Below are 11741 nucleotides of genomic sequence, written 5' to 3'. Positions count from 1 at the left end.
CCGGGCGAAAGCCCAAGTACGTCCAGTACGAGGACTTCCGCCCGGCACGGCGAGAGCACGCCCCAGACGTCGCGGAGCCGCCCTTCGGGCGACGACGGGAATGTGACGACCGGCCCTAGCGTCCGCCGCCCCCGGGACGCCCGGTGTCCCGGCTCGCGAGGAAGGCTCTCAAGCCGCGCCTCAGCGCGGTGCGTTCGGCGGGTCGCATGGCCGCCAGGGCCGTCGCCAGGGCCTGTTCGCGGCGGGCCGCGACATCGCGCAGCACACGCCGCCCGTGGGTGGTGAGGCTCAGCCGGACCTCGCGTCGTCTGCGCGGATGCAGGGCGCGTTCGAGCAGTCCGGCCGCCTCCAGCCGGTCGCACAGCCGGCTGGCGGTCGGCATTCCTATGTCCAGCCGTTGCGCCAGAGCGGTCAGGTTCACACCCGGCGCCGCCTCGAGGGCCCGCAGTGCGCGCAACTGGTGCGGGGACAGGCGCAGGGCCGCCCCCTGAGCGGCCAGTGACCACAGGGTCGTCAGGTTCTCCACGGCGTCGGAGATCTCCGCGGCGATGGCCTCCGGGCCGTCACCCGGTCCCGCCGCGCGCTCCTCGCCGGGCCCGCGGGTCACGACATCACTTTCCCTCAGCTCCGCGCCGTACGGCGATCAGGTCCCTTCGGCCGGGCCGGCGACATGGGGCTGACGGTTCCTCGACCGTTCCCTCAACGCGTTCATGACATCGCGGGTTACCCCCGATCCGCCGCGTCAGTCAGGTGTGCCCGGGTGTCGTCCAGAATCCGGCGGGCGGTGGCCAGCGCCGCCGCGCGGTCCTCGGGGACGAGGCCGATGCGGGTACGGCGGTCGAGCAGGTCCGCCGTGTCGAGCGCGCCCTCGTGGCGTACGGCCCACAGTAGTTCGGCGCCGGTGACGGGATGACCGGGCACGACGGGTTCGCCCAGCCGGCGGTCCTCCGCGGCCAGGGCGTGCACCGCCACGGCCTCGGTGCCGTAGCGCCGGACCAGGCGCCGGGGCGCGGGCAGCGTGCCCAGCCGCGTCGGCGCCGCGGCACCGACGAGGGGGAGGGCGGCGGTGGGGGAGGGGCCGGCCGGCAGCCGGCCGGCCGAGACGGCGGCGTCGACGGCGTCCTCGGCCATGCGCCGGTACGTGGTGAGCTTGCCCCCGACCACCGTGACGACGCCCTCCGGGGAGGTCAGTACCGCGTGCCGCCGGGAGATGTCGGCGGTCCTGGCCGCCTCGCCCGACCGCTCCGGCGCGGTGTCCAGCAGGGGGCGCAGCCCGGCGAAGGCGCCCACGACGTCGTCGCGGTGGACCGGGGCGTCCAGGACGGAGCCGAGCACGTCGAGCAGGAAGCCGATGTCCGTCTCCGGCACCTGGGGGACGTCGGGGACGGGACCCTCGACGGGTTCGTCGGTGAGACCGACGTACACCCGGCCGTCGCCCTGCGGCAGGACGAGCACGAAGCGGTTGGTCTCGCCGGGGACCGGGATGTGCAGTCCCGCCGGCAACGGGCCGAGCCGCTCGGCGCGCAGCACCAGGTGGGTGCCCCGGGAGGGCCGGATCCGGATGCCGTCGACCAGGCCGCCCGCCCATACGCCGGAGGCGTTGATCACCGTGCGGGCCCTGATCTCGCCCTCCTCGCCGGTGAGTTCGTCACGGACGCGGGCGCCGCCGGCGGAGAGCCGAAGCGCCCGTACCCGGGTCAGGACGCGTGCGCCGTGGGCGGCCGCGGTGCGGGCGAGCGCGGTCACCAGGCGGGCGTCGTCGGTGAGCCGGCCGTCCCAGGACAGCAGGCCGCCGCGCAGGCCGTCGGTGCGCAGCGCCGGGGCCAGGTGACGGGTCTCCACGGCGGACAGCCGGCGGGGCGCGGGCAGGGTGGCACGGGCCGTGCGGGCCGCCAGGCGCAGGGCGTCGCCGGCCCGGAATCCGGCCTGCGCGAGGGCGGCCTGGCCGCGCGAGACCAGGGGAGTGAGCGGCAGCACGAACGGCTGGGCCCGGACCAGGTGCGGCGCGGTGCGCTGCATCAGCACACCCCGTTCCACCGCGCTCTCGTGGGCCACGTCGAGCTGTGCGGACGCCAGATAGCGCAGGCCCCCGTGGATGAGCTTCGAGCTCCAGCGCGAGGTGCCGAAGGCGAGGTCGTGGGCGTCGACGGCGACGACCGAGAGCCCTCGGGCCGCGGCGTCCAGGGCGGCTCCGGCGCCGGTGGCACCGAGGCCGACCACCAGAACGTCCACCACCGGGCCGCCGACGGTCTCGGCGAGCTCACGTCGCCGGCGCCCGGCGGACAGGGACGAGCTGCTGCTGGGGCTCATGGCGTGAGGGTCCTCTCCAGGATGGTCCGCAGCTCCGCGAGGAAGGCGGCGGTGGTCAGGTCCGGGTCGTCCTCGTCGGTCATGGTCCGCAGCGACAGGGTGAAGGACTGGACGATCAACAGCAGGGAGCGGGCCTGCCGTTGGGGGTGGCAGGCCCGCACCGAACCGTCGGCGTGCCCGTCGCGCAGGCCGCCGGTCAGCAGTTCCAGCAGGGCGTCCTGGCTGGCGCCGCGGCGGTCCAGCACGTACGGCAGGAGAAGTTCCGGATCGACGTCGACGATCTTGCGGAAGAGCGGGTGGGCCCGGAAGGCCTCCACCCCGTCCACCAGCCCGTCGACGACCAGGTCGCGCGCGGACCGGTCCGGCCCGGGCTCCGGCATGGCCCGCGTGGCCACGTCGACCCACTCACGCGTCATCAGGTCCCCGACGAGGGAGCGGACGTCGGGCCAGCGCCGGTACAGCGTCATGCGCGAGACCCCTGCCCGGCGTGCCACGTCGGTCAGGGTCGTGCGACGGACACCGACGGCCAGTACGCAGTCGCGCACCGCGTCGAGCACCTGATCGCTGTCCTGGTTGTTGTGACGAATAGGCGTCATGTGTCACAGTGTAACGCCCCCAGAAACGAGCGATGAGGACGAACCGTCATGGACATGCTGTGGAATGGCTGGGGCGACCCGGCCAAGGCGGCACCGCTGCCCGAGACGGTGACCGGCCTGCTGCGCGATCTGCTGGGCGTCGAGCCGCGCCCGGCCGAACCGCTTCGGCCGGCGGACCTCCCCGTCCCCGACGCCCCGCTCGACCCCGCCGCCCGCCAGGCGCTGGCCACGGCCGTGGGCGGCGCCGAACACGTCCGCACGGACCCGGAGACCCGGATCCGGCACACCCGGGGCAAGTCCACGCCCGACCTGCTCCGGATCCGGGCCGGGGACGTCCAGGACGCGCCCGCGGCCGTCGTCCTCCCCGCCGGGCACGACGACGTACTCGCCGTGCTGCGCGCCTGCGCCGAACACGGCCTCGCCGCCGTCCCGTTCGGTGGCGGCACCTCCGTCGTCGGCGGCCTCGCCCCCGCACGGCGGGAGCCGTTCGTCGCCCTGGACCTGCGCCGCATGAACCGGCTGCTAGCCGTCGACCCCGTCTCCCGCACCGCGCGCCTGCAACCCGGCCTGCGCGCACCACAGGCCGAGGCGCTCCTGGCCGAACACGGCTTCACGCTGGGGCACTTCCCGCAGTCCTACGAGTGGGCCACCATCGGCGGGTTCGCCGCGGCCCGCTCCAGCGGACAGGCCTCCGCCGGATACGGACGCTTCGACGAGATGGTGCTCGGCCTCACCCTCGCCACCCCCGAAGGCACCCTTGAGGCCGGCCGCGCTCCCCGTTCCGCCGCCGGACCCGACCTGCGCCAGCTGATCCTCGGCTCCGAGGGCGCGTTCGGCGTCATCACCTCCGTCACCGTCCGCGTACGCCCCCTGCCCGCCGTCCGCCGGTACGAGGGCTGGCGCTTCGCCTCCTTCGAGGAGGGCGCCACGGCGCTGCGACGGCTCGCCCAGGACGGCCCGCGCCCCACGGTGCTGCGCCTGTCCGACGAGACCGAGACACTGATCGGCCTCGCCCAGCCCGACGCGATCGGCGCGGAGGGGACACCGCCCGCCGCCGGCTGCATGGCGATCGTCGGCCACGAGGGCACCGAGGAGGACACCGCCCGCCGCCGGGAGCGGGCCGCCGCCGTCCTGCGCGAGTGCGGTGGCACGTACGCCGGTGAGGAGCCGGGCGTACGCTGGGCGCACGGCCGCTACTCGGCGCCGTACCTGCGGGACTCCCTGCTCGACGCGGGGGCCTTCGCGGAAACGCTGGAGACCGCCGTCTTCTGGTCGCGCGTCCCCGAGCTGTACGCCGCCGTCCGCACCGCACTGACCACCGCGCTCACCGACGCGGGCACCCCGCCCCTGGTCATGTGCCACATCTCGCACGTCTACGAGAACGGCGCCTCGCTGTACTTCACCGTCGTCTCCGCCCAGGGCGACGACCCGGTCGCCCACTGGGCCCCGGCCAAGCGGGCGGCGGGCGAGGCGATCCTCGCCGCGGGCGGCACGATCAGCCACCACCACGGCGTGGGCACCGACCACCGGGACTGGTACGTCCGCGAGGCCGGCCCGCTGGGCATCGACGCCCTCCGGGCCGTCAAACAGCGCCTGGACCCCGGGAACATCCTCAACCCCGGCGTCCTGCTGCCCACGGACTGACCCGCCCGGCCGCACCCCTCGACCCCGCCCGCACACACCGCCCCGGAGGCGCACCCGATGCGACAGTTCACCGCCGTCGTCAACCCCACCGCGGGCTCAGCCGGCGCGGCGGCCGCCCTGCTCCGGGTGGCCCGCGTGCTCCGGGAGGCCGGGGCGGAACTGGAGACGGAGTACAGCCGCAGCCTGGCGCACGCCCAGGACATCGCCCGCCGCGCGGGGGAGCGGGGGCGGGTGGTGCTGGCGGTCGGCGGCGACGGCATCGCCGGCGGCATCGGCGGCGCGCTGAGCGGCACCGACTCCGTGCTCGGCCTGGTCCCGGCCGGGCGGGGCAACGACTTCGCCAGGGCCCTGGACCTGCCCGCCGACCCCGACGCCCTCGCCCGGCTCCTGCTGGAGAGGGAGCCGCGCGCGGTGGACACCATCGAACTGCGCTCGGCCGTCCACGCCGGGACCGCCGTGCTGGGCAGCGTGTACGCGGGGGTCGACGCCCTGGCCAACCGCCACGCCAACCACGCCCGCCTGCTGCGCGGCGCCGCCTCCTACTACGCGGGCGGCCTGCGGGCCGTGACCACCTGGCGCCCGGTGAACTACCTGGTCACCGTCGACGGCCGGCCCCACGCACACCGCGGCTACACCGTCGTCGCCGCCAACTCCCCCTACTACGGCTCCGGACGCATGATCGCCCCCGCCGCCCGTGTGGACGACGGCCTGCTGGAGGTCGTGATGATCCGTGCGGCGCCACGCCGGCTGTTCTTCACCCTGATGAACGAACTGGCCTCCGGCGCCCACGTCGAACGGCCCGAGGTGCACATCCTGCGCGGCCGGGAGATCCGTATCGAAGCCGACCGCGAGGTGCCCTACGGCGCCGACGGAGAGGTCGAGGCGGTCCTGCCCGTCACGGCGAAGGTGCTGCCCGGCGCGCTGAGGATGCTGTACTGACGGCCGGCCGCCCCCGTGGGTACGGGGGCGGCCGGCCCGCCCGCGGTCAGAAGGCGCCGGCGTTGAGGGCCTTCTGGAGCTGGGCCGTGGTGGCGTCGTCCCAGCTGTCGTGCGGCGGGAGCCCGAGGTGCTTGTTGAGGGCGGTCGCCGTGTCGGGCCCGGTGACCCCGTCGGCCGTGACCCCGACGTAGGCCTGGAGGGCCTTGACCGTCAGCGGGCCGAAAGCGCCGTCGACGTCGAGCCCGGCACCGGCCTTGCCGTTCAGGACACGCTGGAGGGCCGCGCAGGTGGCCGGCCCGAACTGGCCGTCCACGTCGAGCGGCGCGGCCGCCGCGACGAGCGCCCTGGGCTTGATGACGCCCGGCTTCCCGGCGAGGGCTGCCTTCATCACCGCGGCGGTGTGCGGCCCGTACTCGCCGTCGACGGTCAGCTTGTGCTGCGTCTGGAAGACCCGCACCGCCTTGTCGGTGGCGGCGCCGAACTGACCGTCTACGGTCAGGCCGGCCTTCTGCACGGTGTTGAGGTTCTTCTGGAGGGCCTTGACCGCCTTGCCGGTGGAGCCCTTGCGCAGGATTCCGTCGTGGGAGGGCATCGGGGCGGCGCCGTCGTAGGCCGGCCGGCCGTAACCCACCACGCAGGCGGAGTTGCGCAGGCGGCGGCGGAACGCGTCGGAGGTGTTGCCCTCCAGGGTGGTGATGGTGCCGCCCGAGTGCACCGCCTCCACCAGGCCGACGTGGTCGATGCCGCCGATGGACCGGCCGCCGGACCAGTCGAAGAAGACGACGTCGCCGGCCCGGATGCCGCCGATCCCGTAGTGCCAGCGGCCGTGGCTCTGGAAGGCGCGGGCGTGGGCGGTGGTGAGGGCGAACTTGCCCATCACGGCCTTGAGGTTGTCGGAGTGGGCGGCCTCGTAGCTGACGGACATGTCGCACCACGCGCCGGAGAAGCCGTACCAGGTGGTGACGATGTTGTGGTTCGAGCCGGGCGGGTGCTCGGTGGTGCCCAGCAGCTTGCGGGCGGCGGCGATCATGCCGTTGGCGGTTCCCATGTCACAGCTCCCAGTCTTCGTCGAGGGCGTCGAGGTCGGAGGTCACTTCGTGGTTCGGGTCCTGGCTGACGCCGGACTGGTCCGGGTCGACGTCGAACACCCCGGCACCCGCGGCCGGGTACGGCGGGGTCTGCTCGCTCTCACTCATGAGCGCGTCTCCTGAAATCGGTTGATTGCGGATGGCCGGCGACCGCGCCGCCCAGGTGTGCCCTCCCGGACGCCGGACGTCCGGGAGGGCGGCGCCAGAGGCTGTGCGACCGCCTTGCACCACCGAGTTCAGCGGCCCGGGAATTGAATGGGCAGCCGTCTTCGCCACCCTGATCAATGGCGGTCCCGCAGGTCATGGGCGTGCGTACGCCGCGGGCCGCTCACCCCTTTCCGGCGCACTCCTCCGCTTCCGCCAGGTAGCGCGCCACCGGACCCAGGGTCAGCATTCCGCTCGCGGCGCCGGCGTGTTCCGCACGGGCGCCGCGCAGGGCGGCCGCGGAGCGTGCGGCGATTGCGGGCTCGCCGAGGCGTACGGCGGCGCGGGCGGTCAGGCACCACATGGCTTCCTGCATGTGGTCACGCGGTGGTTCGGGCACCGCGGCGAGGGCGGCACGGGCCTCCTCGCACCGGTCCTGGGCGAGCAGCACGAGGGGCCGCGCCCAGGGCCGGTACGGGCCCCAGTCGAGGCGCGGGTCGGTGGGCGCGGGCCGGTCGTGCAGCAGGCGCAGCCCCAGCAGGGCGAGCGGGAACAGGCCACGGTGCAGCCCCGGCATCCCGGCCGTCCGGAGGGCGTCCTCGGCGGCGCGGTAGTGCTCCGCGGCCGTGGCGGCGGCCGGTCCGCCGGGTTCGGTGCTGCGGGCGGCCGTGACCCGGGCCCGGAACCACCCGGTGAGGACGGGCACGAGGGACGCCTCGGTGGTGGCGGCGAGCTGTTCGGCGGCCCGGGCGTGCGAGTCGGCGGCGTCGAGGTCGCCGAGGGACGAGGCGGATTGCAGGCGGACGAGTCGGCCGAGTACGGCGAAGTTCGGCAACGCGTGCCGGGTGGCCAGGTCGAGGATCTCGGCGCCGATCCCGTCCCGCACCGCCGCGAGCCCGGGGCGGGTGAAGGACTGCAGGAACACCCCGTTGAGCGCGAACGCCAGCAGGGCGGGATCGGCCAGGTCCCGTGCCAGCGCCTCGGCCTGCCGTGCCGCCTGCCGCGCGCGCTCCAGCCCGGTCCCGGACAGATCGGCGCTGCGGCTCTCGACGGCGACCGTGGCCAGGAGGCGGGCGGCCAGGTCGGCGGGGCCGCCGGGGCCGAGCGCGGTGAGCGTGCGCTCGGCGGCCGCGACGACGGCTCGGGCCTGCTCGGGGTCGTCGGCCCGGCTCCAGACGGCGGGCACGTCGTAGGCGCCGATGATCCGGGCGGTCAGGGAGACGTCTCCCGTGCGTTCCGCGGCCCGGACGGCGGCGAGGCGGTCGCGCCGCGAGCGGACGAGGGCGTCGCCACCCGCCAGTGCGAGGGTGCGGGCCAGATCCACGGTGGTGCGCGGGCCGAGCCGGACACCGGGGCCGGTCCACGCGGTGGGTGCGTCTTCGAGGGGCAGGGACCCGTTGAGGATGTCCGTCTCCAGGCGCTGGAGGCCGGCACCGGGGTCCAGCCCGAGTTGATCGACGAGCATCGCGCGGGCGCGGCGGAGGGTGGCCAGCGCGTCCGCCCGGCGTCCGGCGCGGTGGAGCGCGCGGGCAAGCAGCCCCCAGGCCGGCTCGCGCCACGGATGTTCGGCGACGTGCGCACCCAGTTCGGGGACGAGACCGGCACCTTCCCCGGAGTCGAGGAGGATGCGGGCGCGCAGTTCCACCCCCTCCAGCCTCAGCTCCTGAAGCCGGATCCGCTCGCGCTGCGCCCAAGCGGAACCGGGCACATCGGCGTAGGCGGGTCCGCGCCAGGCCGCGAGTGCAGCGCCGAGGCCGGTCACCGCGTCGGGGTCGCGCCGGGCGCGGGCCAGAACGTCCAGGAACCGATGGACGTCCACCTCCTCGCGCGGCAGGCGCAGCGCGTAGCCGGGACCTTCGGTGACCAGTACGCGCGGCGCACCGCGGGGCGGCCGGTCGGGTTCGAGGGCGCGGCGCAGCGCGGCGACGAACGTACGCAGAGCGCCCACGGCGCGGGCCGGCGGATCGGTCCACAGGTCGTCGACGAGGGTGTCGGTGGTGACCATCCGTCCCTCGGCGGCGACGAGCCGGGCGAGTACCTCACGATGGCGGGGCCCGCCCAGGTCGACCGGGCTGCCGTCGTCGCCAAGGGCCCGCACGGCGCCGAGCACGTCGATTCGCATGCCCTCATCCTCCGTGCCGGGGGACGGCCGCGCCCAACCGTACTGATCGGCTGCTGATCGCCTTCGTCCAGGCTGATCCCGTCAGTCCCCCACCCGGAAAGAGGGCCCTCATGACGCTCACCATTCCCGGCTTCGACCACATCCGCCTGCCCGTCGCGGACGGTGTGGAGCTGGCCGCCGCGGTCGGCGGCAGCGGCAGCCCGGTCGTGCTGTTGCACGGTTTCCCCCAGACCCACCTGATGTGGCGGCACGTCGCCGAGCGGCTCGCCGACGAGCACACGGTGATCTGCCCCGACCTGCGGGGCTACGGCGCCAGCGACAAGCCGGCGGCCGCCGGCCCCGACGTGTACGCCAAGCGCACGATGGCCGCCGACGTCGTGACCGTGGCGGCGGCGCTCGGACACGAGCGCTTCGCCCTCGTCGGCCACGACCGGGGCGCCCTGGTCGCCTTCCGGACGGGCTTGGACCACCCCGAGACCGTCACGCACCTGGGCATCCTCGACATCGTGCCGACGCTCGACATGTGGCACGTCCTGCACGGCGTCTCGGCGGCGGTCGGCTACCACCTCTTCCTCATGGCACAGCCGCCGGGCCTGCCGGAGACGATGATCGCCAACAGCGCGGACGCGTTCTTCGGCTCGTTCCTCGACGCCTGGGCAGGCGATCCGACCGCCATGCCGGAGGAGGTGCGTGCCGCATACCTGCGGGCGAGCGCCGCGGCGGTGACGTCGATCGTCGCGGACTACCGGGCCTCGGCGGGCATCGACGTGGTGCACGACCAGGCGGACCTGGACGCCGGATCACAGCTGGCCATGCCCGTGACCGTCGTCCAGCAGGACTGGGGCGCGCGGCTGGGCTACGACGCCGCCGGGGTGTGGCGGGCGTGGGCGCCGGACCTGGACCACCGGCTGACCCGAGCGGGGCACTTCATGGCCGAGGAGGCACCCGACGAGATCACCGCGGCGATCCAGGACCTGCTGGCCCGCTGAGCCACCGCCGGCTGCTGCCGCCGTGACAAAGGCGCCCCCGGCCGCTGCGTTGTTGTGAGCAACGCCCGATCGCAGCGCACGCGCGGTCCTACCGTCCGGCTATGGACACGAGTCGCGGCAACACGAGTCGCAGCAGAGGAAGAACCGTGAAGGCCCTGCCCCGCGCCGCGTTGGCGGTGCTGCTGACCACCGGGGCGCTCACCGCGGTGGCCCCGGGCGCGCGGGCAGCGGTTACGCGGACCGAGACGCCCGTGGCGTCGACGAGTCCGGTGACCGGGGTGACCGAGTCGGTGATACGGGTGAAGGTGCCGCTGCCGGCTTCCTTCGGGACCCGGCCGGCGGCGTGCGACTGGCTGTCGTACCTGCGCTACCGCGCCTTTGACGGACCGGCCGCGTCGGCCGACGCCGACCGGATCCTGGTCGCCCAGCCGGGCATCCTGGAAGGCGCCGGGGCGTTCGACAGCGTCGCCCGGGACACCGTGGCGCGCGCCGCCGAGCAGGGGAAGCACATCGAGTTCTGGGCCCTGGACCGGCGCTCCAACTGCCTGGAGGACCACACCGGCATCGACTCCAGCGACCAGCACACGGCCGTCGACTACTACTACCGGGGCAGGCAGGTCGACGGCCGTACCTTCGCCGGGTTCGCCGGCAACGACCAGCTGGGCTGGATGGCGAAGCTCGGCATCGAGCAGACCGTCCGCGACCAGTACGACCTGCTCACCGCCGAGTTGCCGGACCAGGGCCTGCGCAAACGGAAGGTGCTGTGCGGCGGGCACTCCCTCGGCGGGGTGATCACCGGGTACTTCGCGACCGCCGACTTCGACGGCGACGCCGCCACCACGACCGACGCCGGATACAACCAGTGCGCCGGCTACTTCGCCCTCGACACCACCGTCTCCACCGACCTGGGGGCCCTCAGCGGCAGCATCCCGGACGACACCGACCTGCCCGACATCGGCCTCGGTTACGGTGTCGTGCAGGCCGGCCTCGACAGCGGAGTGTTCCCGCGCTCACTGTCCGCGCCGGTCCTGCTCAACCCCGAGACCATGACCCTCCTGGCCATCGCCGGCGTGGGCGCCGTACAGGACCCGGACGGCGAGGCCGACCTGCCCTCCTACCTGCCCGCCAACAGCAACATCGAGGCGACCAACCGCTTCCTGTTCTCCAAGGACGCCGCCACCTTCCTCACCGGCTCACCCGCGGTGAAGGACTTCCGGCTCACCAACGACGCCGTGCTCGGGGCGCTGATGGACGACAACTCCGTACCCCTGGCGTTCCTGCAGAGCAGCGTGGGCTTCTTCGACGGCGGGCCGATCGCCGACAAGAACTTCCCCGTCGCCAACGGCGGTTCGCGGCAGCCCGCGCTGTTCGGGGTCGAGTACAAGGCCATCCCGGACCAGCCGCACGGGCCGCTGTACACATGGCGGAATTACGACCGTGTCGGCGACCCGGACGACCCCGGGTACCGGTCGGCCGACGGCACGCCCTTCACGAACGCCGGCAAGGAGGTCACCGACATCCGGGAACTGGCCCGCAGCCTGGCCGAGCAGCCACTGGACTTCACCGAGCAGTACTTCCCGACCAAGCTGGTCACCGATCTGGAACTCGCCACCTCACCGCAGGTGAAGCGGCTCGTCGCGCACCCGGAGGGACTCACCGCCGACCCGGCGCTCACGGTGCTCGCGGGCGACGGACTGCTGGCGGGCCGGATCCCGGCCGATCTGCACCCCGTGGTCGCCGACGGCTACCAGCACCTCGACGTGCTGACCGCGGCGCCGGCGCAGAACGACGGGCGGCCCGAGCCGGTCTCCACCAGCCTCGCCCGGTTCGCGCAGACACCGCGGTAGCCGCACCGGCCATGCCGAAGGGCCCGGGAGGAGATCCGGATCTCCTCCCGGGCCCCTGGTGT

General features: G+C 74.4%; 10 protein-coding genes. 4 read left to right on the top strand and 6 right to left on the bottom strand.

Annotated features, from left to right (window positions below; all coding sequences use genetic code 11):
• Positions 1-115: 115 nt before the first annotated feature.
• The 3 genes from ABZ915_RS03115 to ABZ915_RS03105 all read right to left on the bottom strand — a co-directional run bounded on the left by ABZ915_RS03115 (position 116) and on the right by ABZ915_RS03105 (position 2906).
• Positions 116-607 (bottom strand): MarR family transcriptional regulator, encoded by a 492-nt coding sequence (locus ABZ915_RS03115; protein WP_361794826.1) that lies wholly within the window; start codon positions 605-607, stop codon positions 116-118.
• A 116-nt stretch (positions 608-723) separates the two neighbouring features.
• Positions 724-2310, bottom strand: coding sequence for a glycerol-3-phosphate dehydrogenase/oxidase (locus ABZ915_RS03110; RefSeq protein ID WP_361794823.1), 1587 nt, complete (start codon positions 2308-2310; stop codon positions 724-726).
• The gene (locus ABZ915_RS03105) at positions 2307-2906 is read right to left on the bottom strand and encodes a TetR/AcrR family transcriptional regulator (protein ID WP_361794820.1); all 600 of its coding nucleotides are present in this window, start codon (positions 2904-2906) and stop codon (positions 2307-2309) included. The genes ABZ915_RS03110 and ABZ915_RS03105 overlap by 4 nt, the downstream gene beginning before the upstream one ends.
• A gap of 48 nt (positions 2907-2954) precedes the next feature.
• Between ABZ915_RS03105 and ABZ915_RS03100 the strand changes: the two genes are divergently transcribed.
• Positions 2955-4550: an FAD-binding oxidoreductase gene (locus tag ABZ915_RS03100; RefSeq protein ID WP_361794817.1), complete on the top strand. Its 1596-nt coding sequence runs from the start codon at positions 2955-2957 to the stop codon at positions 4548-4550.
• 57 nt (positions 4551-4607) lie between these two features.
• Positions 4608-5489, top strand: a complete 882-nt coding sequence (locus ABZ915_RS03095) for a YegS/Rv2252/BmrU family lipid kinase (RefSeq protein WP_361794814.1) — start codon at positions 4608-4610, stop codon at positions 5487-5489.
• 46 nt (positions 5490-5535) lie between these two features.
• Here ABZ915_RS03095 and ABZ915_RS03090 read toward each other — a convergent pair whose 3' ends face one another.
• From ABZ915_RS03090 to ABZ915_RS03080, 3 genes are all read right to left on the bottom strand, one after another.
• On the bottom strand, positions 5536-6537 hold the full coding sequence (locus ABZ915_RS03090; protein WP_361794811.1) for a peptidoglycan-binding protein: 1002 nt from the start codon (positions 6535-6537) through the stop codon (positions 5536-5538).
• Position 6538: 1 nt separating this feature from the next.
• Complete coding sequence (locus ABZ915_RS03085) at positions 6539-6685, bottom strand: hypothetical protein (RefSeq protein ID WP_361794808.1); 147 nt, start codon at positions 6683-6685, stop codon at positions 6539-6541.
• 220 nt (positions 6686-6905) lie between these two features.
• Positions 6906-8843 carry an AfsR/SARP family transcriptional regulator gene (locus ABZ915_RS03080; protein ID WP_361794805.1) on the bottom strand — a complete coding sequence of 646 codons (1938 nt, stop codon included), beginning with the start codon at positions 8841-8843 and terminating at the stop codon, positions 6906-6908.
• 110 nt (positions 8844-8953) lie between these two features.
• On the opposite strand from ABZ915_RS03080, the gene ABZ915_RS03075 reads away from it, so the two are divergent.
• Both ABZ915_RS03075 and ABZ915_RS03070 read left to right on the top strand, forming a co-directional pair.
• The gene (locus tag ABZ915_RS03075; protein WP_361794802.1) at positions 8954-9832 is read left to right on the top strand and encodes an alpha/beta hydrolase; all 879 of its coding nucleotides are present in this window, start codon (positions 8954-8956) and stop codon (positions 9830-9832) included.
• A 176-nt stretch (positions 9833-10008) separates the two neighbouring features.
• On the top strand, positions 10009-11679 hold the full coding sequence (locus ABZ915_RS03070; RefSeq protein WP_361795780.1) for a hypothetical protein: 1671 nt from the start codon (positions 10009-10011) through the stop codon (positions 11677-11679).
• The last annotated feature ends 62 nt before the right edge of the window (positions 11680-11741 follow it).

It is taken from the genome of Streptomyces sp. NPDC046915, from assembly GCF_040644935.1.
Lineage (GTDB): Bacteria > Actinomycetota > Actinomycetes > Streptomycetales > Streptomycetaceae > Streptomyces.
Note: the sequence above shows the minus strand (reverse complement) of the source record. Positions and strands in the feature narration are given on the sequence as shown.

Bases quoted from the DNA above. Each gene is read 5' to 3' on its own strand.
- ABZ915_RS03110 (WP_361794823.1), bottom strand. From the start codon at position 2,310: ATGAGCCCCAGCAGCAGCTCGTCCCTGTCCGCCGGGCGCCGGCGACGT.
- ABZ915_RS03105 (WP_361794820.1), bottom strand. From the start codon at position 2,906: ATGACGCCTATTCGTCACAACAACCAGGACAGCGATCAGGTGCTCGAC.
- ABZ915_RS03100 (WP_361794817.1), top strand. From the start codon at position 2,955: ATGGACATGCTGTGGAATGGCTGGGGCGACCCGGCCAAGGCGGCACCG.
- ABZ915_RS03095 (WP_361794814.1), top strand. From the start codon at position 4,608: ATGCGACAGTTCACCGCCGTCGTCAACCCCACCGCGGGCTCAGCCGGC.
- ABZ915_RS03090 (WP_361794811.1), bottom strand. From the start codon at position 6,537: ATGGGAACCGCCAACGGCATGATCGCCGCCGCCCGCAAGCTGCTGGGC.
- ABZ915_RS03085 (WP_361794808.1), bottom strand. From the start codon at position 6,685: ATGAGTGAGAGCGAGCAGACCCCGCCGTACCCGGCCGCGGGTGCCGGG.
- ABZ915_RS03080 (WP_361794805.1), bottom strand. From the start codon at position 8,843: ATGCGAATCGACGTGCTCGGCGCCGTGCGGGCCCTTGGCGACGACGGC.
- ABZ915_RS03075 (WP_361794802.1), top strand. From the start codon at position 8,954: ATGACGCTCACCATTCCCGGCTTCGACCACATCCGCCTGCCCGTCGCG.